At 59.4% G+C, this 25291-nt stretch carries 19 protein-coding genes and 1 tRNA gene; 10 read left to right on the top strand and 10 right to left on the bottom strand.

Features of this window, described 5'->3' with window-relative positions:
- Positions 1-31 precede the first annotated feature (31 nt).
- From LG376_RS04870 to LG376_RS04855, 4 genes are read left to right on the top strand one after another with little or no spacing between them, the layout of a single operon-like run.
- Entirely contained in the window at positions 32-1309 is a 1278-nt protein-coding gene (locus LG376_RS04870) for a cation:proton antiporter (RefSeq protein ID WP_225746334.1), read from the top strand.
- Between the two features lie 57 nt (positions 1310-1366).
- Positions 1367-2008, top strand: coding sequence for a DUF1707 domain-containing protein (locus tag LG376_RS04865; protein ID WP_225746333.1), 642 nt, complete (start codon positions 1367-1369; stop codon positions 2006-2008).
- A 55-nt stretch (positions 2009-2063) separates the two neighbouring features.
- The gene (locus tag LG376_RS04860; RefSeq protein ID WP_049378968.1) at positions 2064-3293 is read left to right on the top strand and encodes a pyridoxal phosphate-dependent aminotransferase; all 1230 of its coding nucleotides are present in this window, start codon (positions 2064-2066) and stop codon (positions 3291-3293) included.
- 52 nt (positions 3294-3345) lie between these two features.
- Entirely contained in the window at positions 3346-4608 is a 1263-nt protein-coding gene (locus LG376_RS04855) for a YibE/F family protein (RefSeq protein ID WP_225746332.1), read from the top strand.
- Between the two features lie 87 nt (positions 4609-4695).
- Here the strand turns inward: LG376_RS04855 and LG376_RS04850 are convergent, their stop codons facing one another.
- Both LG376_RS04850 and dcd read right to left on the bottom strand, forming a co-directional pair.
- Entirely contained in the window at positions 4696-6018 is a 1323-nt protein-coding gene (locus LG376_RS04850; protein ID WP_225746331.1) for a UDP-glucose/GDP-mannose dehydrogenase family protein, read from the bottom strand.
- A gap of 42 nt (positions 6019-6060) precedes the next feature.
- The gene (gene dcd, locus LG376_RS04845) at positions 6061-6624 is read right to left on the bottom strand and encodes a dCTP deaminase (protein ID WP_005329405.1); all 564 of its coding nucleotides are present in this window, start codon (positions 6622-6624) and stop codon (positions 6061-6063) included.
- Between the two features lie 65 nt (positions 6625-6689).
- On the opposite strand from dcd, the gene LG376_RS04840 reads away from it, so the two are divergent.
- The 3 genes from LG376_RS04840 (at position 6690) to LG376_RS04830 (ending at position 8038) form a co-directional block, all read left to right on the top strand.
- A tRNA-Gly gene (locus LG376_RS04840) sits at positions 6690-6763 on the top strand.
- A gap of 47 nt (positions 6764-6810) precedes the next feature.
- A complete protein-coding gene (locus tag LG376_RS04835; protein ID WP_005325457.1) occupies positions 6811-6999 on the top strand; it encodes a hypothetical protein in 189 nt (62 codons plus the stop codon).
- A gap of 109 nt (positions 7000-7108) precedes the next feature.
- A complete protein-coding gene (locus LG376_RS04830; RefSeq protein ID WP_225746330.1) occupies positions 7109-8038 on the top strand; it encodes a class C sortase in 930 nt (309 codons plus the stop codon).
- Positions 8039-8115: 77 nt separating this feature from the next.
- Here the strand turns inward: LG376_RS04830 and LG376_RS04825 are convergent, their stop codons facing one another.
- The 7 genes from LG376_RS04825 to LG376_RS04795 all read right to left on the bottom strand — a co-directional run bounded on the left by LG376_RS04825 (position 8116) and on the right by LG376_RS04795 (position 20354).
- Positions 8116-11619: a SpaA isopeptide-forming pilin-related protein gene (locus tag LG376_RS04825; protein WP_225746329.1), complete on the bottom strand. Its 3504-nt coding sequence runs from the start codon at positions 11617-11619 to the stop codon at positions 8116-8118.
- Positions 11619-12461, bottom strand: coding sequence for a surface anchored protein (locus LG376_RS04820; protein ID WP_225746328.1), 843 nt, complete (start codon positions 12459-12461; stop codon positions 11619-11621). The genes LG376_RS04825 and LG376_RS04820 overlap by 1 nt, the downstream gene beginning before the upstream one ends.
- A gap of 4 nt (positions 12462-12465) precedes the next feature.
- A complete protein-coding gene (locus LG376_RS04815) occupies positions 12466-13371 on the bottom strand; it encodes a class C sortase (protein ID WP_225746327.1) in 906 nt (301 codons plus the stop codon).
- Positions 13372-13564: 193 nt separating this feature from the next.
- A complete protein-coding gene (locus LG376_RS04810; RefSeq protein ID WP_225746326.1) occupies positions 13565-15049 on the bottom strand; it encodes a SpaH/EbpB family LPXTG-anchored major pilin in 1485 nt (494 codons plus the stop codon).
- 639 nt (positions 15050-15688) lie between these two features.
- Complete coding sequence (locus tag LG376_RS04805; protein WP_225746325.1) at positions 15689-17470, bottom strand: ABC transporter ATP-binding protein; 1782 nt, start codon at positions 17468-17470, stop codon at positions 15689-15691.
- 3 nt (positions 17471-17473) lie between these two features.
- On the bottom strand, positions 17474-19159 hold the full coding sequence (locus LG376_RS04800; RefSeq protein WP_225746324.1) for a VanW family protein: 1686 nt from the start codon (positions 19157-19159) through the stop codon (positions 17474-17476).
- A gap of 34 nt (positions 19160-19193) precedes the next feature.
- Positions 19194-20354: a glycoside hydrolase family 3 N-terminal domain-containing protein gene (locus LG376_RS04795; RefSeq protein WP_225746323.1), complete on the bottom strand. Its 1161-nt coding sequence runs from the start codon at positions 20352-20354 to the stop codon at positions 19194-19196.
- Positions 20355-20412: 58 nt separating this feature from the next.
- Here LG376_RS04795 and LG376_RS04790 point away from each other — a divergent pair, with 58 nt between their 5' ends.
- From LG376_RS04790 to LG376_RS04780, 3 genes are read left to right on the top strand one after another with little or no spacing between them, the layout of a single operon-like run.
- Positions 20413-20919 (top strand): universal stress protein, encoded by a 507-nt coding sequence (locus LG376_RS04790; protein WP_225746322.1) that lies wholly within the window; start codon positions 20413-20415, stop codon positions 20917-20919.
- Between the two features lie 22 nt (positions 20920-20941).
- Positions 20942-21139, top strand: a complete 198-nt coding sequence (locus tag LG376_RS04785) for a DUF2613 domain-containing protein (protein ID WP_005325448.1) — start codon at positions 20942-20944, stop codon at positions 21137-21139.
- Positions 21140-21141: 2 nt separating this feature from the next.
- Complete coding sequence (locus LG376_RS04780) at positions 21142-24210, top strand: alpha-(1->3)-arabinofuranosyltransferase family protein (protein ID WP_225746321.1); 3069 nt, start codon at positions 21142-21144, stop codon at positions 24208-24210.
- Here LG376_RS04780 and LG376_RS04775 read toward each other — a convergent pair.
- Positions 24131-25291, bottom strand: coding sequence for an acyltransferase (locus LG376_RS04775; protein WP_225746320.1), 1161 nt, complete (start codon positions 25289-25291; stop codon positions 24131-24133). The two genes, LG376_RS04780 and LG376_RS04775, sit on opposite strands and share 80 nt — an antisense overlap.

The raw sequence follows: 25291 nt of genomic DNA, 5'->3' as shown, positions 1-25291 counted from the left end.
CGCAGGGGCATTGGTGCGTACGCTGTAGTCCATGCATTTTAATGCGGGACTCCCCACCGATGCCCTGCTGCTGGCGGCAGGCGCAACCGAAAATACAAATTCCCTCGTCTCTTTCGCCTGGATTATGGCCGCGGCGCTGCTGGCGCCGCTGGTCTCTTATATGCTGGGCTACCGTCTTCCATCGGTAGCCCTCTTGCTGATTTTCGGCATGATTATTGGTCCTTCCGTCCTCGACCTTGCGGCCGAGGATGAAGGCATCGAAATGCTCAAGGAGCTCGGCGTGGGAGCGTTATTTCTCCTCGCAGGCTTTGAAATTCAAATCTCCACCCTCAAAACCAAGGAAGCCGGAACGGCATTATCCACTTGGGCAATCTGTGCCCTCGCCTGTGGGGTGGGCGCCTACTTCCTGGTAGATAATGTGCCAGGTGCCATCGTCGTCGCCTTGGCACTGACGTCAACGGCGCTGGGCACGCTGACGCCGATGCTGAAGCAGGACCGCATTCTGGGCACCAAGGTGGGCAACTCTGTGATGATTCATGGTGCCATTGGTGAGGTCGCCCCCATTACCGCAATGGCGCTGTTGCTAGGTACTCGTTCCACGCTGACGACGATGATCATTTTGTTGTTCTTCATCATCATCGCCGTTGCTGTCGCCATCATGCCAGCGGCTATCGCATCAACGATCCCTTGGGTGAAGACCGCCTTTATCTCTGGTGCGGGTTCAACCAACCAGACGATCTTGCGTCTTATCATCCTGATTCTGGCCATCCTCATGGCGGTTACGGCAGTCTTTGAACTCGATATCGTGCTCGGCGCCTTTGCCGCTGGCATTATTTTGAACCGCATCATCCCGGATGAATTCCACCGTCGCCTAGAGCACCGCCTCGATGTGGTGTTTTATTCCATGCTCATCCCAGTCTTCTTTGTGGTCTCTGGCATGAGCATTAGCTGGGATACCATCGCTCATAATCCGTGGAAGGTGCTGGGCATTCCAGCCCTCATTCTGGTGACCCGCGGTCTGCCAGTCTTTCTGCGCGAAAATGTAGCGCATACCGGATCTAATATTGAAACCTTCCGCGAGCGCCTCCAAGTGGGATTGTATTCCGCCACCGGTCTGCCGATCATCGTGGCGGTGACCACCTTGGCGGTGAACTCGAAGATTATGGAACCCGAAAATGCCTCCATCTTCGTCTCCGGCGGCGCACTTACCGTCGCCGTCTTCCCATTCCTGGCCAGCCTGGTAGGAGGAAAGAAGAAGCCGGAAAAGAAGGACGAGGAAATCTCCGCCGCTGAGACAAAGGATCTATAGGCAGCGTTCGCTAAGAGCACGTCCCTACAAGGGCAGAATTTTCCTAGACTGGAAGATGTGAGTAATAACTTTGGTTCTTCCCCTATCAATCGGACGCTGCGCCTGTCCGATTCCGAGCGCAACGATGCCATCAATGACCTCGCCCGCGCCGTGGGTGAAGGCCGGTTAACCATGGAGGAGTTCGAGGACCGCTCGGACGACGTCATGCGGGCACACACCCACCAAGACCTCGTGCCCGTCTTTCAAGACATTCCGGCGCGTGGTTCCCACGAGGTCAAGGTCTATTCCCGCGGTGAGGTAACGCGCGCCCATAATGCGGGCAAGAAGCCAAAGTTTGCGACCGCCCTTTCCGGCTCGGTGCTGCTTGCCGTTGCCAGCCCAACGCTTATCGTGATGAGCGCGACCTTGAGCAACCCATGGCTTTTGCTAGGAGGCGCGGCAGCAGCCGCGCTCATCCCTATCCTGTGGATTCTGCTCTACGTTGCCAAGGTGGGTCCATCCTCGTGGCACGCCCCATCTGTACGCCAGATTGAGAAAGAACAATTGCGCGAGATTCGCGCGCTCACGGCACATGAGCGCGCACAGCAAAAAATGATCGAAGAAAAGATGTGGGCCGATCGTCGCATGCAAGCCGGCGAAATTACCGGACAGGCTATGGATCTGGCCAAGCGCAAGTTCAACGAGTGGAATAAAAAATAGTCATTGCCGGTGTTGAAGCATTTTGTGTAGCTGTGAATCGTGGCACAATACTTCCATGACTTCTCCGAAACACCGCATCTTTGACCAGTCCGACAAACTCAAGGGCGTCGCGTATGACATCCGCGGCGAGGTCTCTGCGGAAGCGGAACGCATGGAGCTCGATGGGCACACCATCTTAAAACTCAACACCGGTAACCCAGCCGTCTTCGGCTTCGAAGCACCCGATGTCATCATGCGCGATATGATCGCTGCCCTGCCTACTTCCCAGGGTTATTCCACCTCCAAGGGAATCATTCCTGCCCGCCGATCCATCGTTACCCGCTACGAGCTGGAGGACTTCCCGCCCTTCGATATCAACGATGTCTTCTTGGGTAATGGCGTCTCCGAGCTCATTAGCATGACCACCCAAGCGCTGCTCAATAACGGCGATGAGGTTCTCATCCCGGCACCGGATTATCCATTGTGGACCGCAGCTACGTCCCTGGCAGGTGGCACCCCAGTGCACTACCTGTGTGATGAGGACGATGATTGGAATCCATCCATCGAGGACATCGAGTCCAAGATTACGGATAAAACCAAGGCCATCGTGGTCATTAACCCGAATAACCCAACGGGTGCGGTCTACTCGCGCGAAGTGCTGCAGAAGATCGTCAATATCGCCCGCGAGCATAACCTGCTCATCTTGGCCGATGAGATCTATGACCGCATTCTTTATGACGGCGCGCAGCACATCTCCATCGCTTCGCTCGCCCCGGACCTGCTCACCATCACGTTTAATGGCTTATCCAAGGCCTATCGCGTGTGTGGCTACCGTGCCGGCTGGATGGTACTTACCGGCCCTAAGCACCACGCCCGTGGCTTCATCGAAGGCCTTGAGCTTCTGGCCGGAACACGCCTGTGCCCGAACGTACCGGCGCAGCACGCTATCCAGGTGGCGTTGGGTGGCCGGCAGTCTATCTTTGAGCTCACCGGTACCGGCGGGCGTCTTTTGCGCCAGCGCAATATCGCCTACGAGAAGCTCAATGAGATTCCCGGCGTTTCCGCGGTAAAGCCTATGGGCTCGCTTTACCTCTTCCCGCGCCTGGATCCGAATGTGTATGAAATCCATGATGATGCCAAACTCATGCTGGATATTTTGAAGGCGGAAAAGATCCTCATGGTGCAGGGAACCGGCTTCAACTGGCCGAACCCAGATCACTTCCGCGTGGTCACGCTGCCGTGGGCATCCCAGATTGAAAACGCCATTGAGCGCCTAGGTAACTTCCTTGTGAGCTACAAACAGTAATTTTCTTCCCGCCAGTTGCTAATGATAGTGATAATCCGTCACAATAAGGTGCATGGGAAGACATTCTGCGGCAATCAAGTCCCAGCCGGCTTCCGCCCTGTGGAGCCGGCTTTTTACTTCGATAGCTCAAAATCATTGGCGGATAGGCCTTCTTGGCGCGCTCGCCGCAGCGCTCATAGCTACCGTTGCTGGCTTGGTAATACTTTGGCCCAACAGCCCTGCCAATGAGCACACGTCCGCGGAATTTCAGCAAACCTATACGCTCAATCACCCACAGGTAGAGGGCACGGTAGATACGGCTGACCATTCGGCTTGTCAATCAGAACAAACGGGACAGGTCTTTGACACTCCTCCCCTTATCCCCGGCACGGAAGAGATATATTGCGATCGCGCACTAGTTAAAATCACCTCTGGCGAAGACGCAGGGCACATGACCCAGCTGGTCACCTATGGCAAAGCTGGCGATCCGCAGTTGGAAACCGGCGACAAGATAGTCTTATCCAAGGCTACTGACCCGTCTGGGGCGGTTACCTATGCTTTTGCGGATTATCAGCGCACCGGCAGCCTAATCTTGTGGGCGGTAATCGTTGCCATCATCGTAATTGTTTTCGGCGCATGGCAGGGGGTACGCGCCATCATCGGCTTGGCGATTAGCCTTGGCGTAGTCTTTGCGTTCCTTTTGCCTGCGCTTATCGAGGCCCATAGTCCCCTCTGGACCGCCCTCGTTTCCTGCGCCGCAATCATCTTGGTCGCCGTACCACTCGTGCACGGGGCAAATTGGAAAGCAGCTTCAGCGGTAGGTGGGTCGCTGCTAGCTCTCATTATCGCGGCATTCCTCGCCTGGGCCACGATCGATACCTCGCAGTTGCAGGGCTACAGCTCCGAAGACAACCTAAAGCTCTTGCTCTATATGCCGGGCGTTTCCATCCTTGGAGTGCTACTGTGCGGTTTCGTTGTCGGCTCCCTTGGCAGCCTTGCCGATGTCGCCGTGGGCCAAGCCTCCACAGTCACCGAGCTCCACGAAGCCGACCCAGACGCGCGCCCAAGAGAACTCTTTCTTTCTGCAATGAAGGTAGGCCGGGATCACATTGCCTCGATGATCTACACACTCATCCTCACCTATACCGGCGCCACGCTTCCGCTCCTTTTACTCATTACCGCAGCGCAGCGCCCCGCCAGCCAGATGCTCACCAGCGATCTCGTCGCCACCGAGTTGCTTCGCTCCGGTGTGGGTGCGATGGCTCTAATCCTCGCAGTGCCGATAACCACACTTATCGCAGCGTTTACGATTCCGCATAGCCGTGTAGCCGCCTAAACATGAACTGGCTTAGGCACAAGCGAGAGGGCCGAGCAATGTTCCTCACTGCTCAGCCCTCCGTATCGCCTTTTGGCATAACCCTAGTTAAAGGGTGCGGCCCAAAGCCTCGACCTTCCAGCCGGCCTGCTGCCAGTCTGCGACAGGCAGCACATTGCGGCCGTCGATAATGTGCTTATTATCCACAAGCTGGCCCGCTTGTTGCGGATTCAATTCCTTGAACTGCTTCCACTCGGTTGCCAGAATCACCAACTCTGCCTCGCGCAGGGCATCGTCAGTGTCCGCGGCGTAATCCAAGGTGGGGAATACCTTCTTGGCATTGTCCATGCCTTCTGGGTCATAGACGGTTACTGCCGCACCAGCCAAAGACAAAGAACCGGCCACGGCAAGGGCGGGCGAATCGCGCACGTCATCGGAATTCGGCTTGAACGCGCACCCCAGCACGGTCACGCGGTGGCCAAGCAGGGACCCATTGAAGGCTTCCTTGGCTAGGTCCACCACACGGTCACGGCGGCGCATATTAATGGCGTCCACCTCGCGCAGGAAGGTCAGCGCCTGGTCGGCGCCAAGCTCACCGGCGCGCGCCATGAAGGCGCGAATATCCTTGGGCAGGCAACCGCCACCAAAGCCGAGGCCGGCGCCAAGGAACTTGCGGCCGATGCGCTCGTCGAGCCCAATGGCGTCGGCAAGAGCGGTAACGTCTGCACCAGCAATCTCGCAGATCTCAGAAACGGCGTTGATAAAGGAAATCTTGGTGGCTAGGAACGCATTAGCGGAGACCTTGACCAGCTCTGCAGTCTGCCAATCCGTCACGATAAACGGGGTGTCTTGCGATAGCGGCTGGGCATAGACCTCGCGCGCTACCTCTTCGGCGCGGCTTTCACCCTCGCGCACGCCGAGAACAATGCGGTCTGGGGTGATGGTGTCCTTGACGGCGTAGCCCTCACGCAGGAACTCCGGGTTCCACGCGATTTCCACGGTGGTGCCTTCTGGGGCAACCTCATTGGCTAGTTCCTGAAGTTCCGCGGCGGTGCCGACCGGGACGGTAGATTTACCGAAGATGATGTGATCGCCCTTGAGCTTGGGCACCAGGTCCGTAATAACGGCCTTCACGTAGGTCATATCCGCTGCATAGGAACCACGGCGCTGCGGGGTACCTACGCCCAAAAAGTGCAGGTTGCCGAACGCGGCTGCTTCTTCATAGTCCGTGCTGAAGTCAAGACGGCCGGCCTCGATATTGCGCTCGAGAACCTCCGGTAGGCCCGGTTCATAGAACGGAACCTTGCCCGATTTAAGAGCGGAAATTTTATTGTCATCTACGTCCACGCCTAGTACTTCATGGCCAAGCTCGGCCATGCAGGCAGCATGGGTTGCACCCAAGTATCCGGTGCCGATTACAGTCATACGCATAAAGCCCCATATTAGAGGCTCTATGTGAATGCCGGTTTAAGCCTATCGAAAATTCAGGTAAGACTTCGATGGCGTCGGTCCGCGCTGACCCTGGTACTTCGAGCCCAGCGAGCCGGTGCCATATGGGCTTTCCGCTGGTGAAGTCATCTTGAAGATAGCCAGCTGCCCCACCTTCATGCCCGGCCACAGGGCGATGGGCAGGTTGGCGGTATTAGAAAGCTCGAGCGTGATGTGACCGGAAAAGCCTGGGTCAATAAAGCCCGCGGTGGAGTGGGTCAACAATCCTAAACGGCCGAGGGAAGACTTGCCTTCCAAGCGGCCGGCCAAGTCTGCCGGCAGGGTGAATTTTTCCAGCGTGGCGCCGAGCACGAACTCGCCTGGGTGCAGGATGAAGGACTGATCTTCTTCTACCTCCACCAAGGTGGTGAGGTCCGGCATTTCCTCTTTGGGGTCAATATGCGTGTACCGCGAGTTATTGAAGACTCGGAAATACTTATCCAGGCGCACATCTACGGACGAGGGCTGGATAAGTTCGCTGTCGAAGGGCTCGATGCCCAGTTCTTCGGCGTCAATGGCGGCACGGATATCACGATCTGAAAGAAGCACGGCCCCAATTCTACTCATGCCGAAGGCCGCGGTGTATAGTAGGCCGGAGCGTGCAAGCGCGCAGTGCCGACGTAGTTTAATGGTAGAACTGCAGCTTCCCAAGCTGCTGGCGCGGGTTCGATTCCCGTCGTCGGCTCCACTTGTTTTCCCATTTCATGGACTAATTTCATACCTACAGGATGGACCATGACAGCCCCTATCTTCACGCCTAAAACCACAGCGGATCTTCGCGCTGAGCGTGAGCATGTACTTCAAGATCTTGCGCCCCGCACAATCGATGAGCTCCACGAACAGCGCGCGGTTGATCAAATCTTGGTCATCGACGAGGCAACTCTGAATCGGTATGAAGCCCTGTGCTTTGTTATCGGCGACTAGACAGACACGTTTTCTCTCAGAGCTACATCTTCCCTAGCCTGAGATTCAAAAACTACCCCCACGCCAATACCAGGACGCACCGCAACAGACCCCACACAGGAAGGACACAATGGGCAAGCAGGAACCAGCGGAAAACACCGACGCAGCCAAGAAAAAAGGCACCAACCACAACGCCATCATCGCGTTGATCCTGATTCTCGTCGGCCTTGGCGTCCTGCTCTACCCCGTCGTAGCCACGCAATGGAATAACTACAACCAGTCCCGCGCCGCGGAAGAGTACGCAAAGCTCGAAAAACAAGCCCCGCCTGAGGTTCTGCACACCGCGTGGGAGGAAGCACAAGCCTACAACGCCGGGTTGGGCCAAATCAGCATTGGCGACGCGTGGACCACCACCGATAACGAAGACTCCCCCGAGTACCAGCGCTACCGCCAGTACCTGTCGGTATTGTCTGAGACCGATGCCATGGGTCGTATCGTCATCCCCTCTATCGATTCCGATCTGCCCATTTATCACGGCACTTCAGAAAAGGCGCTCTCCCGCGGCGCTGGCCACCTCTACGGCACGGACCTACCTGTCGGCGGCGTAGGTGATGGCGAGGGTCGGCACGCAGCACTTTCCGCCCACACAGGCCTACAAAATGCCACGCTGTGGGACAACCTCACCAAGGTCAAGAAGGGCGATGCTTTCTACATCGCCGCCGGCGGCGAGAAGCTCAAATACGAGGTACACGATATTCGGGTCGTCGAGCCTGCGGACACCAGCTTGCTCCACCGTGAGCCAGGCCAGGACCTCGTTACGCTCATTACCTGCACCCCCTACGGTGTTAATACCCACCGCTTGCTCGTCGCAGGCCACCGAGTGCCGATGGATCCGGAAGACGAGGCCGCGTTCAACAGCTCGGGTGTTCACTGGCAGTGGTGGATGTGGGCCATCCTGGCTGCCACTGCCATCATCGTGCTTCTGCTCATCTACTGGTGGCGCAAATATGTCAGCAACGCCAAGGACACCGCGCTTGACGACGACCCGCAAGACTCCTAACCGCCAATGAACATGCAATAAGGCCCGCCCTCCCTGGAAGAGCGGGCCTTTTCTAAAAGTAGCCGCAAGCGGTGGTTCTATACCCAGCGGCGTCGCAAAGCGAGGCACCCTGCCGCGACAATCGCGCCACCAGCGAGCGCCCACAGGCCTACGCCCTCACCACCGGTCTTGGGCAGTGCACCCTTGGTGATGTCAGCGACCTGAAGGACGCCGATTTTCTTCACACAGTTGGCAGAGGTGTCAGATTCAGCGCACCTATTACTGGTGATCGCGGTCCCTCCTGAGAGCACCTCGATGACTGCATTGCCATTCTGATCCCACTCCGTCGAGAACTTGATCGGCGCGGGCAGCAGGTTGTAGCCTTTCGGCGCCTTGGTCTCGATGAGGTAGTACACGCCAGGGGCGTCCAAGCCTTCGAGCTTGACGCGGCCTGTGGTGGTGGTCGTGGACTGCTTCACCACGGGGTTAGCATCAACGTTGACGCTGCCATCCGCGTTTAGCTTCAGGTTGCCGTTAGCATCACTGCGGTGGACGGTGAACTGCGCGCCGCCAAGCAAACCGTCGGTTTGGATCTCGTCCGGGTTGTCCGGGTTATAGCTCGCCTTTTCGAGCAGGACGTCCATCGTTTCCTTGGTCTCCAGCGGGATACAGTCAGTATCCTTCCAGCCGCCCATTTCTGCCTCATTCATGAGGCCAAATTTAGGCTCATAAAGGCCACCCTTGGTGTAGCAGCGGGAGTTACCTGCAGGCTGGCTCGGGTACCCAGCGGGTACGGAGGTGCTATCCAGCTTTGTACGGTCCAGCTTGAAACGCACCGTTACCTCGTAGACGTGCTGCCCAGTGCTTCCGTCAACACCCTTGGGTTTAATGATCTTCGGAGTGTCATTCTTGTTGAGCTCAAAGGGGCCGGCACCTTGGTACGCACGCGGCTGGCTGGTCCTGTTGAACTCATCCTTGAAGACCACAGTGGCTCCAGTCACCGTGGCAGCACCAACGAACTTCGGGGTGTCCGTGAGCTTGCCGTAGATCACGTCGTTGGTGTCGAAGCCAGGTGCGTCCGGTGCCTCAACTACGACGTTGTACTTCGCAGTGTATTCATTCACTGCACCAAGAACAGGTTGCGGTGTGTTGTCGACAGCAACCTTATTCAAGCAGGCTTCAGTAGCAACGTTGTCATCTTCAGCCGGGCTCGACTCCCCGTCCGTGGCCTGGAAGGCCACCTTGTTGGGACTACACACCGTCTTGAGGTTGCCGTTCTCATCTTTTCGCACCGGCGCAGAGACGACATACTCTACCTTCGCGTGTCCGGGAAGGGTACCCACGTAACCCTTCATGTACCCCACCTCACCACTTGTGGCTGACGGCACGTCCATCCCGGCGTAAATGCCGCTCTCAGGTTTGATCTCATTGGGCCCCGGACCACGGCCGTTGACCACGGTAGATCCCGGACCAAAGCCCTCAAACTTTGCCGTGGGGTCGGTAGCGTTCACACCATAGTGAGTATCCGTTGGTAGGTATTCCCAGAACGTACCACCCGAGCTGGCATTGTCCGTAGTGTTTTCCACGGAGATAGTCCAAAAAGTCCGCACCTCACCGTCCACCACCTTGGTCTCGGAGCGTTGCTTCTTCACCGCAATGTTTGATTGCAGCGCTGGCGGCGGCGGAACTAGGTCGGAGGCCGCGTCCGTGTTAAATGAAGCAGGCAGGTTGTTCATTATGTTGACCAGCTCGAACTTCGGGCTATCATCATCTGGGTTGGTGATCTTTAGCTCAAAGCCCAGCTGATTCGCATTCGCACTACCCGAGCCAAAACCCAGGTTTCCATTGGAGTAGGTCCACGCCTTGCCCCAAGAAGCAGAGGGGTTCGAGATCGTGCGCCCATCCAAGGTCTTGATGCCGGTGAGATCCCAGGTCCTGATGTCGCCGGTCTGTGTGTCAATGCGTTCAAGGATAAGCTTGTCGCCTGCCTGAGCCTTACTCTGGAAACCCCACATATACTTCTGGGCTTGCGGGAGCACCGCCCAGTCCTCCGAGTAGGACTTCTGGCTTCCTAGCACGCGTTGAGCCGTGACTTTGTCGACGTCGACCTTATAAAGGTGACGGCTACCAGAAGTGGACGTGTTGCCCACAAAGAATCCCTCGCTGGTGTACACGCCAGCGTTGAGGAGATCCCGGTCGCCGCTCGTTTCAAACGGGGTACCGGTACTTCCGGCCTTTAAAATAGGCCCAAGATTATATACTTCACCGGTTGCCGGATTGATCTGCAGGAGATTTCCTGCAGGGTAGCAGGGATCACCATTTTGACCGCGAATCTGGCTTACCGCATAAAGCCAGTTATCACTCGAATCAAAGGCTAGAGCATTGTATACCCAGGGAGTGGACTCTCCCACCTGGCGAAAGTCTCGGCCTTGGTTGACTTGACGGCTCAGAATGGAAGTGTCTCGGCGAAGATCCTTAGGTTCACTGGTTACAACGTAGACAGGGCTACCGTCGGCAAATTCAGCTGGGGTGAGATCGCGCTTTGGCTGTCTGCTTGTAACCGGATCTTGGCACTCCTCTTTCGCAGGAACGGTGAAGGAAGCTGTAAACACTGTATCGGCTGGCCCGCGGTGAACACCCTTAAACTGAATCTGTGCGGTGCCACCAATAGTAATCTGCGGCAGGATGACTTGGTATTCCTTGGCGCTAATCCTTTTGTAGGTCACCTTCGCCTCATACCAACCTCCGTTGGCACCGGTGTAATAGATCGTCAGGTCATCAGGGTTAGTCGATAAATAACTGTTAACGCTGGATTTGAGGGTAACCACCGTGCCTTGCGGAATGGACAGCTGGCCGCCAAAAAGCTCACCGGCCGGAATCTTAAAGTTCGGGATATAGCGGCTTCCCTTGAGCACGTATCCATCGTTTACCATCGTGATGGTGCGGTCGCCTGCAGCGTACGGGGTAATGTTCGGCGCCGCCATCAGACGGGCTGGGGCCGCGTCAACGTCAGCAATATCAAGCGGCTCAGTCACCTCCGAAGGGGCTTCTAAGGCTTCGCTGGATTCAGGTGATGACGTGCTGGTAGTCTCCTCGGCTACTCCACGCACGTCGACGGACATCCCGCTCAGTTCGGATTCCTCTGCGACCGCTGGGATCTTCAGTGAGAAAGCTGCCCCTGCTGGCACGTCAGTAGAAAGGCCAGCGATTCGGAAAGTCACTGAAGAACTGGTTGATTTTACAACGAGGTTGTCTCCTTCGCGGACGGGGATCACTTCGCCGTCGATAGTCAGTGTGTAGGCCGAGCCGTCGAACTCCAGTCCTGCAGTCTCAACAGTGAATTCCAACTCCTCCACGGTTCCGGCGTCAACAAAGTGGCCTTCAAATGTTGCGGAGTCGCCAACAGTCAGGCTCAGTTGGTCTGCGGAATCGAGCTTGGTGCGCAGGGTTGTGGTTTGTGCTTCGGCTACGGCACCAACGATTCCGGGCAGAGCAGCCGGTGCAGCAACACCAACAACGAGAGCCAGTGCAGCAATGAACGCCGCAAGAGCACGCCAGCGGTACACAACCGGCTCGACCGGATGAGAATCTGTCCAGGACATTAGCGTCCCTCGCTTTCTGAATTCTTCCTACGGCTAAAGGCAATCATCACGAAACCAGTGGCAATCAATGCCAACGCTGCGGCTACTACACCGATTACCTGTGCACCGGTCATCGCCAATGAGCCACTGTTCCCCGACGGAGCTGCCGGAGTGGAGGTCTTACCTGCACCTGGAGTACTCGACGGTGTTGTCTCGGGTTGGTGTGGCGGATTCCCAGGCTTAGTCGGTGGATAGTTTGGAGTTGTTTGCGGCGTATTCGGATGCGACGGCGGAGTAGTCGGCGTCGTGGGCGGCGTTGGTGTTTCACCCGGTTTGTGAGTCTTGGCCACAATTACTCCTGGCACTGGTTTCGGATTGTCCGCCACAGTGTGGAATGGAACCGCTACCACAAATGTGTTGATCTCCCGGTAGGAGTTATCTGGCGCCGACGACGTCACTACGTAGAAGCCATCCGCTAGACCGTCAAAGGTCACTTCTCCATTGGCATCGGTGACCTGGTCCACGTGCACGTCGGTACGCCATTCACGAACCTCGGCCAGACCCGCGTCTTGCACGCGTGCTACATCGTCAGCGTTGTTTGGATCTAGGCCGGCGAGCCGGGCCAGATGTATCGTGACTCCCTGAATCTTTCCCGAAGGTGCCTGCCCATCGTCGTCGGGATTGCCCTGCGTAAGCCGAACAGTCACCGTATCCGTATCTACGGTGCGTTCCGCACCAGTAGTCTGTTGCCCGACAACCTGTACCGCACCCGCAGCAACCATGCCCGGCCCAGCGAACGCAATTGCACACGCTACTCCGACGGCAACCATTCGGGCCGACCAAGTATTTGTCAACCTCTTCATCGCCTTACTCCCGCACGCTACTTTCCTCACCAATAATTTCTTGCGCTCCGGCCGCCTTCTGCCGTCGCAGCCACCACACCAGCCAGCAACCAATGACAATCACCGCAGCCAACAGTGCGTACATCCACCATTGCCAACCCGGGCCGTGGGAGCCTTCAAATACCGACTCCTCCCCCGGCTCCATAGGAACCTGATGGCCACGTACCAACAAGCGATGTGTGTTGATCCCGTACGGGGTGCAGGTAATCAGCGTGACGTAATCCTGATCGGCGACTGGCCGTAGACCATCAACCTCACTCGGCAGAACCACTTGAATGCTGTCGACGACGTACTTCAATTTGTGGCCAGCAACCTGGATGTAGAACACGTCTCCCTCGGTGGCAGAGTCGAGGTGATCAAACATCGTCGAATTTGCCAGACCCGTATGCCCCGTAATGACGGAGTGGGTTCCTGATCCGCCTACCGGCAAATCAGAACCATATAAATGTCCCAGTCCACGCTGCAGTGTCTCATCTGCGGTGCCATGAAATACCGGAAGATCAACGTCTACCTCCGGGAACACGAGGCGGGCCATCGCTTCGTTCTCACCCAACTGCTTCAGATAAGCCTCATAGTCGGGATTGTCTACCCCGATACGGTTCAGCCACGGATCCAGAATCGGACCCGACGTATGTTCTTCGTTGTATGCATGTGCAGCATCCCACACCGAATCCTGCACCTGCGCCGGTGTCTCTTTATCCAGTCGCGCATATTCCTGCGCCACTCTTGAGGCGTTCCAATTGTTCCATGCGGTCGAGACCACTGGGTACAGCATCACCAACAACCCAACGACAACGATTACCGCCGGAAGGACTAGGCCTCCACGGCGCCTGTGCCGTCGGCCTGCATTTTGGCCTACCACCGTAGTCAACGACCCGCACCACCCAAAACAATGCCCCACGCGCTAGCGCAGCGCGACCGGGATTACAACGAAAGAGAATGAAGGGGACTGAAGTCTATACCTAGCCCAGTCCCCTCACTGGGTCGAGCACCATATTTTGATTACCCGACCCGCAGCGCAGACCATCATGGACAGTCTGCGCCACCGGAACTACGCCCGGCTATTAGTTGCGCGCGGTACGACGAGCGAACCAAGCACCAGCAGCAACAATTGCTGCGCCAATAGCAGCCAGGATGCCCACACCGGCACCACCGGTCATCGGCAGGTTCGGGGTGTCGCGCTTGATGTTTTCAATTTCAGAAACAAGGGTGACGGCGTCGTCACCCTCGAGCTCACCAGTCTTCGCGATGTTCTCGCGGGTGAACTCAATTTCGGTAACAGGGTTTTCCGGCAGTGCGTAGCCCGCTGGAGCCTTGGTTTCCTTCAGACAGAACTTCTTGATGTCGGTGACCTGTGCGTTATCTGCGAAGTCGGTGACGTGCAGTCCGTCGATGGTGATGGTGCCGTCAGCACCGGTGGTCCACTTGTCCTGCTCCTTGACGGTCAACTTACCGCCCAGCTTATTTGCCGCGGTGCACTGGTATAGCTCGAACTCAGCACCTTCCAGGACCTTACCGTCCTCCTTGCCGTCCTTCTTCACAACCTTCAGCTTGCCGTGGTAGGTCACGACCTCATTGGTCTTGTTCTTGACCTCGTTGCCGGTGTTCGGGTTGTTGAAGATGACGTCAGCCTGGTTCTTCAGCTCAGTGGTGTCGCCCACTTCCTTGCGCTTGACCTCGAAGGTCAGAGACATCTTGTCACCGGACTTAACCTTGGCAAGGCCCTGGTCGGTCAGCTTAACGACGAGCTTGTTTCCGTTCTCAGCCGGATTGTTGACCTCGTAGTCACCGGCACCCAGAGCGGTCTCTCCAGCCTTGACCTCGGTGACCTTCTGGAAGTCCAAACGCTGGTCCAGCTGATCCTCGAAGCGGAAGGCGGTCAGGCTCTTACCCGCACCCCAGGTCGGAGCATCCGCGTTGATGGTGTAGGTGTACGCGTCCTGGATGTTCTGATCTGCATCCTTGACAGTCTTCTTGGTCTTGGTTTCCGTGTTCTTCGGGTACGCGATGACGTCGTAGTTCCAGGCATCCGATGCCTCGTTAACCATCGGCACCGACACGATGAACGGAGCACCGGCAACGATGCCGTCCGGAGCGTTAGTTTCCTCTACCAAGTAGATGCCCAAAGGCAGATCAGAGAACTTCGCCTCACCCTCGCCGGCGGTGGTTTTCTCGAAGGTGGTATCGGTCTTATCTCCGTCCTTGACATCTGCAGCAGCCTTCGGGAACTTGGACCAGTCACCATTCTGCAGGTCGTAATTCAGCTTGGTGATCTTGTAGGTGACGCCAGCGAGCGGTTCGCCCGGAACGCCTTCCATCTTTTGACCGGTAGCTGCAGTACCAGACTCAGCACCCTTCTTCTTGAAGAGGGTGATAGAGCCCTTTTTGTTGAAATTGATGTTTGCCTTGTTCACGGCGCCCTGCTCAGCAGCAGGCTGTGCATCGACAACACCGTCTTGCGCCAGGGCCCCCGGAGCGGAGATACCCATAGAGAGGCCAACGACGGCAGCGAAAGTAGCCGAACGAGCGGTACGAGAGATCTTGTTCACGGAAACTGGTCCTTTACACGAGTTCTGAAATGAGGCACCGCACCTCATTGGCTGTGTGCAATCCATTCCCCACGGTTCACGCACCATGACCTGACTCGTTGCTAAGAATCTTTCGCCTGCCGAGAGTAGTTTTCAGGTGGAAACGTCTACGCAGGCCCCAACCTTAACTAACGATAGCCTGTGGATTACATAACTAGATTCTACCCCAGCGTGTTGGGCAAAGTCCCCAACTAAAGCTCCTCCCCCGCAAAACCGGCTAAACTTCTCAAGAATCCGCACGGTCCACCCAAACGTGAAGACTCCTTCTGCAGTTCAACTAATGCTTTCGTGACGTCATCTAGTTTTGTGTGAAACTGAACACATTGCCCCTTTAAGGGGGTAAGCCTGCTCGATTTTACACCCGTTACATAGAATGCAAGCTTCACGCAGGAGAGTAGCTTCCCAGAGAGCACCTTCCAACGACGACGAAACGAACCATATATGCTGCCAATACCACCAGGTAGAACATCCCCTTTGATGACCCATAAAAGGAAGCGTCACCAAGAGCGCTCAAGGTACCCTGAACTCATTTAGATTCTCAGCCTTCAACAGCCCACGTACCAAAGAGTTAATAGCGTTAAGATTCCTGACAAGAGCTCTCTACGTACTCTGAGCCTCGTCGACAGCACGAAGAAGCGCCGCATAGGCACCGCCGCACGCAAGCAGCTCGGCGTGGGTGCCGCGCTCGACCACGCGGCCAGCGTCGGGGACGATGATCTGGTCGGCATCGCGGATAGTGGACAGGCGGTGGGCGATGACCAAGCGGGTAGCATCCGCGCCAAGCACTGCCTCCTGGATGGCGCGCTCCGTCTCGTTGTCGAGGGCGGAGGTGGCCTCATCCAAGATGAGCACCCGTGGTTGGCGCAGCAACGTGCGGGCAAGCGAAAGGCGCTGCTGCTCACCGCCGGAGAAGCGGTAGCCGCGCGAGCCCACCACTGTGTCCAGACCTTCCGGCAGCGCGGCGATGACCTCGTCCACGCGCGCGGCGTTAAGCGCCGCCCACATCTGTTCCTCACTCGCATTCGGCTGCGCGAAGAGGAGGTTCTCCCGCACCGTGCCGTGAATCAGGTAGGTCTCCTGGGAGACCACGCCAATGACCTCCGCGCGCTGCTCAGGTGGAATATCGCGCAGGTCGACCCCGCCCAGGTGCACGGTGCCTTCGGTCGGATCGGCAAGGCGCGCAAAAAGTGCGGCCACCGTGGACTTGCCGGACCCGGTATGCCCCACTAGCGCGGTGGTGGTGTGGGCGGGGATGGAAAGGGAGACGTCGGAAAGCGCGTCGGTGTCGGTGCCGGGGTAGCGGTAGGAGACGTGCTGGAGGGTGAGGGAGGCGTCGGCAAGCTGGGCGGGCTGGGTGGCCTCGGTGAGTTCGGGCTCCAGGTCCAGGTACTCGAAGATGCGGCTAAACAGCGCCATCGACGCCACCCACTGCGCGCCCACGTTGAGCAGGCCGGTAATGGGACGGAAGATCTGGGTCTGCAGGGTGGAAAAGGCGATGAGCGTGCCAATCGTAATGCCCGGGCGCAAGCCGGCCGCCAGGTAAATCAGGGCCGGCATCAAGCCGAAGATGATTTGCGTCAGCGCCATGCGCCAGCGCCCGGCCAACTGCGATTCCAGCTCCAAACGGATGAGGGAGCGGGAGGTTTTCTCAAAGCCGTCATAGACGCGCTCCTGCGCACCCAGCGTGGCCGCCAGGCGCATGCCGGACACGGACAGGTTCTCCGAAATGGTCTGCTGAAGCGTCGCCTGCGCGCGGCTGTTTTTCTCCATGAGGCTGCGGCGCAGAACGGCGGCGCGGCGGGTCAGCCACACTGCAGGCGGCAGTACCACCAGGGACAAAAGCGAGAGGGTAGGCGAAAGCGCCACCATCGCCACCAACGTAGCCACAGTCATGGTGAGGTTGCTGGCCACGGATGTCGCGGTTGTGGTCACCATGCCGCGCATCGCCGCGATGTCATTGGTCAGGCGCGACTGAATCTCACCGCCGCGGTTATTGGTAAAGAACTGCAGCGACTGGCGCTGCAGGTTGGCAAAGACCTGCGTGCGCAGCTCGTGCATGATGGTGTGCCCCACCCGCGCCGACAGAAAGGACTGGATAACGCCGATGGCCTGGGAGACCACGGTGATGGCCAGCATGCCGCCGACGAGCCACAGCAGCAGCGCGGTGTCGTGTTCAGGAATGGCCTCATCCACGGTGCGGCGCACCAGGAAAGGCTGCACCACCGTCAGCCCGGAGGTGGCGATGATGAGTGCCACCACCAGCAACAGCGTGCCGCGGTGCGGGCGAAACAGGCCGGCGACGCGGCGGAAGGCAACCGGGTGCTGGGCCAGCTGATCGATGTCCGCCGGGTCCTTCACCGCGGTGTGCATCGGCCGGGTCATGGCTTAACCGCAGGTAACGATGGGCTGCGGGTCGTAGACCGTGGTGGTGGTCTCCCGGGAGATCTCCTTGCCGGAGAGGTCCTTGATCACGCGGGTATCCGAGGTGGTGAAGCCCGGCGCGCCAGACGACGGCGAGCAATCCTCGCTCACCGACTTGCGCTGCGGCTCCGTCTTGGCCCAGCGGCCGTTGTTCACAGACTCGACGTCGACAGTCTTGGTGCCTTTTAAGCGCACGGTAATCTTGCCGCCGCCGAAGTCGGTCTCAATGCGGACCGGGGTATTGAAGGTATTGGTGAACTGCAGGTCGATGGCACCTTCGTACACGGTGGCCTCGCGGCCGGCTGGGTAGCGGGAAATGTAGTACGAGTGCGGGGTGTGGGCGGTGTCTTCCATGCCCGCAAAGTAGGCAGCGTTGTACAAGGTGGTGGCGAACTGGGAGATGCCGCCGCCCACGGCGGAGCCGGAGTGGCCATCGATAATGATGCCGGACTCAACGTAGCCCTGTGCCGTGCCGCGAGGGCCCGTGTGGCCGTTGAGGGAGAAGGTCTCGCCTGGGTTGACCACGGCGCCGTTGACCTGTTGGGCTACCAGCTCGATATTCTTGCCGGAGGCAGCGGAGTAGCCCTCAGTGGTGAACTCGCCCACGGTGTCGTTGAAGGTCGCCTTCTTGGCATCGTCAGTGGTGAACTCTGCTGGGTCCGGCTTGTAGGTAGCATCCCACTCGCGGTCGTCGCCGGTCACGCGCTTGTCAAAGTCCTTCATGGTCGGCTCCCAATCGATGATCTCGCCATCTTCGGACGGGGTGATCTGCTTGTCGTTGCCGTTGAAGGAAATCTTGGCATTTACGCCGGGGACATCGGCGCCCTCGGAGCGCTCGGCCAGCAGCTCCTGCGCGCGGTTGGTATCCACGGCGAGCTTAAGCTTGCCGTCCTTCTTTTCAATGCTGGTGAACTGGGAGATTTCCGGCTTATTCAGGGTAGCGCTGACATTATTCTTGGCCTTCAAGGTAATGGGATTATCCAGCGCCTTGGCGGCATCGCCGGTGCGCATGGCCTCGATGGCTTCATCATTGATGGCCGGCTCTACTTCTTCTGGGTCCACGTTTACGCCCTCGGAATCGAGCCAATTATCCGTAACCGCATTGTGCAGGGAGCCGGCATCCACGGTTTGGCCGAGCTTGGGGTCGGTGACCTTGAGCTCACCATTGTTGAGCTCCAACATGCCATCAACTGGATCGGTGGAGAGATCCTTCTTCACGCGGTCCAGAGCCGGTTGCAGCTGGGCCTCATCCACGTTGGTCTCTACCGGAATATCCCGGGTGGAGCGGAAGAAGCTATACAGGCGGGTAAAAGGATTGAGGGAAGGCTCCTCAATATTGTCCACGGCGCGCTGATTATCTAGGGCGAGGCCCGACTCGGAAGGGACCAGATCGGTGTGCAGATCGCCGGAGGTGACGCTCACGGGCTCGGTTTCTACGCCCGCAAGCTCGTCTTCGAGCTTCTCCACGGCGGCGGTGCGATCCATGGCGGAAATATCCACGCCGTTGACGGAAACGGCGCGCGGAATCTTGTCCTGGTTGGCCGCGACATCCCAGGCATAAGCAATGCCCGCGATCAGGACAAGGCCGACCAATGCGCCGAGCGCGATGAGCCAGCCTTTAGCACCGTTTTTTCCTTCTGCCTTTTTCACGCCTTAAAGGTTAACGGTTTTAGTGGCATTTTTCCTAGTCCTGTGCGGGCTCGGGTGCAGCGCCGGCCGGGGGAGCGCTGACATGGCGGGCGGCGTCCGCAAGTCGTTCGAGTGGCAGGCGGCCTTGGTCGACGGCGCCAACAACGGCGTCGATCACCGCATTAATGTCGCTTTCGGTGGACCACAGGGGCATGTCGGCACCGGCATTGAGGGAGGCCACGACGGCGTCGGCAAGCGGGAGCGAATCCGCAATCGCCTTCATGCCGCCGATGTCATCGGTATAGATGGGCCCGTCGTACTGCAGGGTCTCGCGGGCTAGACCATAGGCTTCCGGCAGGATGGAAGCGGGAGTCTGACCATCGCCCAGGCCGGGCACGGCGAGGTGGCCCATCATGAGCGCGGCATTGGGCGCTTGGGGAAGAGCGGTTTTAAAAGGAATGAACTCGTGGCCTTCTAGTTCTTCCAGCGGCGGGGTAACGGCCTCGGCCAGGTGGGTATCGCCAGAAGCACGGCCGTGTCCCGGGAAATGCTTGAATACTGCCTTGACCCCAGCGGAATCCAGCCCGCGGGCAAAGGCCGCGCCATACTCGCCTGCTTGGACCGGATCGGTGGAAAAGGATCGATCTCCCACCACCTCTAGGCCATTGCCATCGATGTCAAGCACCGGTGCAAAGTCCACGTTGATGCCATGCGCCTTCAGGCTCGTGCCCATCTCGTGCGCAAGCTGCTCCACCTCTTGTGGGGAACGCTCGGCCGCCATCTGTTGCGGGGAAGGGTACTCCCCGAGGACGTCGGAAAACCGCTGCACGCGCCCGCCCTCAAAATCGATGGAGACCTCAAAGTCGCGGCCTACCTCTTGGCGCAGGGCATTAATATCGCGGCCCTCTTCCTGCAGCAGGTTTGGATCCGCCCAGCTGGGGATAAAGATTCCGCCCACACCGGCCTCCAGCTTGGCCTTAGCGTCGTCGTAGTTGATGACCGGCGGCATCAGCACGGACGCAGCCATGGCGCGGATGTCCTGCTGCGGGGCGGCCTCCTGCGAGGTCTCTTCGTGCGTTTCCTGCGTTGCGGCAGGTGAGCTCGACGCAGCCGGGGTGGTGGAGTTTTGGCTCTCATTGTCCTCCTGGATGGAGGTAGAGCAGGCTCCCAAGGCCGTCACGAAGGCGAGGCTGGCAAGGATGCGCGGAGTTTTCATGCCTTCTAGTGTGCAATATTCCTCGCGTTCTGTCGCAAGCGGTGGGTAGACTAGTGACATGAGTAACGGCGAGACAATGCTAATTGCCTACGATGGCACCGAACGAGCCGGCCGCGCCCTCGAGTACGCGTCCCAGCTGCTGCGGCCCACCACGGTAGAAATCCTCACCGCCTGGGAGCCGGTAGCCCGGCAGACCGCCCGCGCCGTCAGCCGCACCGGAATGCACCAGTCCACCGTCTCCCCGGACGGCGTCGAAGAGGATCCGGCCTATGAAGAGGCACTAAAGATTTGCCGCCAGGGCATCGAGCTGGCCGAAAGCCTGGGCCTAGCCGGCCGCGCCCACTTGGTGGAATCCGCCACCACTATTTCCTCCGCCATCATTGATGCAGCACACGAGCTAGACGTGGACGTCATCGTCACCGGCACCCGCGCCCTGACCGGGTTCCGCGCGTGGTGGACCAACTCCACCGCCGACCAGATTGTGCGCAATGCCGGCCTTCCCGTCTTCATCGTGCCACAGGAAAACGAAGATGACGCGGACGATGATGAGGCCGAATACTTCTAAATAGCTGCTAATATCTTTAGCCATGGCTCTGGAAACCGATTCTTTGAACAAGCGCACCCTTGGCCCTGCCATCGGTAGCGCTGTTGTGGGCATCGCGCTCGGCGTCATCACCATCATCGGCATCGCACAATTCTCCGGCACCGATACCGTGCCAGAAGGCAATGCGGTTTCTGCTTCCGATGCGGTTTTGGGCGGCCCTGAGTACGGATCCCGCAACTAGGTGTGCGTACCCTCCGCGGGCGGCTTGCCCGCCCCTACCCGCTGGGGATTTTTGCCCTAGCGCTCATCCTTCTCGTGCAGCCGTGGGGGTTAACGGCCGCCGATACCAAGCATGATCTGGCAGCCAATCCGCTGCACTTTCTCCGCGGGGCGCTTAGCGCCTATACGGATACCTTTACCCTGGGGCAGCTGCAGAATCAGGCCTATGGCTATCTCTTTCCCCAGGGACCTTTCTTCGTTTTAACCCAGCCACTGCCCGATTGGGTGGCCCAGCGCCTGTGGTGGTTGCTGGTCTTGAGCGTCGGCTTCATCGGCTTCCATAAGCTCGCCTGCAAGGTGGGCCTGCGTGGCTGGTGGGTCTGGGTTGCGGCGATGCTCTACGCGCTCTCGCCTCGCGCACTTTCTACCCTGACCGCCATTTCTTCTGAGACCTGGCCGGTCATGCTCGCTCCCTGGGTTATCCTGCCCTTCCTCAACGCCAAGCTCACCTGGCGCGATGCCGCCGCGGCCACCATCCCCGTAGCGCTGATGGGTGCGGTCAATGCCACCGCGACCATCGCGGCGTGTATCCCGGCCGCAGTAATCCTGCTCTACCGCCGCGCATTCAAGCCCGGCGCGGCCTGGCTCCTGGGGTGCCTGGCGGTATCGGCCTGGTGGATCGGCCCGCTCGTCGTGCTAGGCCGCTATGCCCCGCCGTTTACGGAATTCATCGAATCCGCGCGCGTGACCACGCGCTGGCTCAACTTGCCAGAGATTCTGCGCGGCACCACGAGCTGGACGCCGTTTGTCGATACCGAGCGCGTTGCCGGCTATGAGCTAGCCACCGAGTCCTTCTTTGTGCTGGTCACCATGGGCATCGCGGCCGTGGGCATCTACGGTCTTAGCAAGCTGCCGCGCGTGTGGTCCGTCATGCTGGTGGTGGGCATCGCGGTGCTGGGCTGCCAGATGGCGTGGTACCTCGATGCGCTCGATGGACCGCTGGCCGCGCTGCGCAACCTGCATAAATTCGATCCGCTGGTGCGCATCCCGCTGCTGTTAGGCGTGGCGCGCGCCTGCGCCCATCTTCCACTACCGAGGAGTTTGCGCCCCACCAAGAGGCAGACGGTGGGTGCACTGACGCTGCTGTTGTGCATCGCGGTGGTCTCCCCGGCATGGTCACAGCGCTTGCTGCCGCTGGGTGCCTATAAAGAGGTGCCCTCCTATTGGCACGAGGCCACGGACTTTATCAATACCCATGCCGCCGATACCCGCACCCTTATCTACCCAGAGGCGTCCTTCGCCCGGCAGACCTGGGGGTGGACGCGCGACGAGCCGGCCCAGCCGCTGCTCGATGTCCCTTGGGCCGTGCGCGATGCCATTCCGCTCGTGCCGCCAGAGGCCATCCGCGGGCTCGACGGCGTCATGGCCGCACTCAAGGAAGATCCGGCTACCGGCGTGCGCTCCCTGCAGCGCCTGGGCATCGGCGCGGTCATGGTGCGCCACGATCTCTTCACCGGCGAGGACGAGGCGCTGGCCAGCAAGTTTGGCGGCGAGGTCCATCGCTTCGGCGACGTCGATGTCATCCTGCTCAACCACGCCGGCATGTCCTTAGGACCTACAGATCCAGTGCGCGTGGCCGGCGGTGGGGAAGCCTTGGCGCTTCTCGATGCCCACTCCACCCCCACCACCCGCCAGCTCGTCGATCGCGACGCCGATATCGTCACCGATACCCCAGCGCTCACGGACCGCAACTACGGCACCCTCGATGGCCCTATCTCCGCGCCCCTGGCCGCGGACGATCCCAGCCACGTGAATAACCGTCTGCGCGACTATCCCTCCGCTGGACCGCTCACCCAGGTGGAAACCCACGGCGGTTCCGTGGCGGTCTCCTCCTCGGCTGCCGATGCCACGGCCTTTGGCGGCGCCCAGCCGAAAAAGTCCGCCACGGCCGCTGTGGACGGGGAGAACTCCACCGCCTGGTGGCCCGCGCCGGGCGATGATGCCGGGTGGATTGAACTGCGCGGTTCTTTCACCCAGCCGCGACTCAAGCTCATGGCCACCAGCGCCACCACGGTAACCGTGCGCTCCGGCAGCGCGGCCGTAGAAGTGGATTTACAGCCCTTCCGCTCGCAGGAAGTCCGCGTTCCCGGCGGCGATACCGAGGCCATCCGCGTAGAGCTCTCCCACCGCACCGGCATCGCGGAGTTAGAGGTAGAAGGCCAGCCGGTCGAGCGCGTGGTGACCGTCCCGGATACCTCCCCTGACGTGCACCAATTCTTCTTCCAGCAAATGCTGCAGGATACCGGCGTGCTCATCCGCGATTTCACGGCACCGCGCCCCATGCGGGTAAAGGTAGATTCCACCAAGCCTGTGCTTATCGACGCCCACCGCTACTCCCCCGGCGACTCCCTCACCCTGAGCCCTGGCACGCACCGCGTGCGCACCACGGGGCCGTGGGTGAGCCTGCGCGAGGAGGGCTGGCAACCAGCAGGCTCTTCCGAGCCCACCGGGTACTCGATTGCAGCCGCTGATGAGGATCGCCTCTTGGTCACCGGTCGCGCCTTCAATAAGGGCCTGCGCGGCTATTTGGGCAATGAAGAGCTCACCCCGCGCGAGATCGATGCAGCCACCCAAGCTTTTGTCATTCCGGCCGGCCGCTCCGGTGACTTCCGTATGACCTTTAGCGCCCAACCGGTTTACCGCGCCACCCTCCTCTTCGGCGGTGCGCTGGGGTTACTTGCCCTCGGCCTGTGCATCCTGGCGGCCACGCGGCGCCCGTCCCACCCTACTTGGCGCGCGCCGCGTGGCGGCGCTGCCTCGGCCGTGGTCGCACTCGGCGCGCTGGCCCTGACCGGCTGGCCGGCCGCGGTGGCGACCGTTGCCGCTTGGTTGGTGGTGCGTTGGACTACCATCCCGCGCGCCTACCTCGCGTCCGGTGTCGTGGCTGCGGCCGGGGCCATCCTTGCCCGCGCGCCGTGGACATCGGGATCCTATGCGGGCGATTCGCTCCTGCTTAGCTGCTTGTGTGCCGCGGGCGTGGCTTGTCTTTTCGCCTCCGACCGAGGAGAAGATCCCGGCCGGGACGCTCGATGAGCGTATAGCTCGCGGCCGAGACCACCACGGTGCCCACCACCGTCACGGCTAAAATGACCCAAAAGTCCAGGGGTTTCCCGCTAAACAGCGGCACCCCGGTAAGGGGAAAAGCTAGCCCCAAGATGGCCACATGCCACAAGAAGATGGAATAAGACCACGCGCCCAGTGCCTGCATAAGCGGGCTGGTCAGCCAGGACTTATCCCGTGGGGCAAGCGCTACCGGAACCACCACGACTGCGGCAAAGGCAGCTCCGGCAATGATTCGGCGGGAAAATTCACCCGGTTCTGGATGGATAAGTCCCTGCGGCCCGAACCACTCGCGGCTGGCAGTCCACAACACCACTGCCGCCGCGAGCCACCACGCCCAGCGCGGCCGCAGCACCCTCTGGACGCGCCGGCTGATGCCGGCTTCTTCGTATTCGGCAGCTAGCATTCCCACGGCAAACCACGAAGCATACGCCGGCGGCCAAATCTGGGAATTGACCTGATCCTTGGTGTAATCGGCCACAAAGGGAACGAAGCCCCAAGCCCAACTAATCACGGCGCCCAGCACAATGGCCACTACCCGCCAGCGCCGCGGCAGTGCCCCAAGAAGCCACACCAACAAAGGCAGGGCAAGGTAGAAGAAGAACTCCACGCATAGCGACCACAGGTGGGTAAGCCCCGGCGCTAGCCCGTCCACCACATAAATCTGGGTGGAGGTGAGGTTGCTCAGCAGCTGGGTGAGGGTGAGCGAGTGGGCGTCGGGAAGCAGGAGCATCACCGCCACCACGCAGGCATAATAGGCCGGCAAAAGTCGCGCCACGCGCGAGCGCGCGTAGCCGGATAAGGTGTGCAAGCCACGGCGGCGCCACAGCAAGAAGGCGCTGAGTGCAAAGAAAACGGCAACGAAAAAATCGAAGCGCCCAGCAAACCCCCACCCGGTTCCGGTCTGAAAAGACACGTGGGTGACAATGATTCCAAGGGAGGCGACCGCGCGTAGACCGTCTAGCTCCGGCAGATGCTGGGGTACGCTTTTCACAGATGCCTGCGGCTGCACGCTTGCTCCTAACCCCGGATCGACCTGAAACTGATTGGACAT

Origin of the sequence: Corynebacterium sp. Marseille-P4611 (assembly GCF_916618765.1) — a bacterium.
Classification (GTDB): domain Bacteria; phylum Actinomycetota; class Actinomycetes; order Mycobacteriales; family Mycobacteriaceae; genus Corynebacterium; species Corynebacterium marquesiae.
The sequence above is the reverse complement of the archived record's forward strand: the minus strand, read 5'-3'. Positions and strand labels throughout refer to the sequence as shown.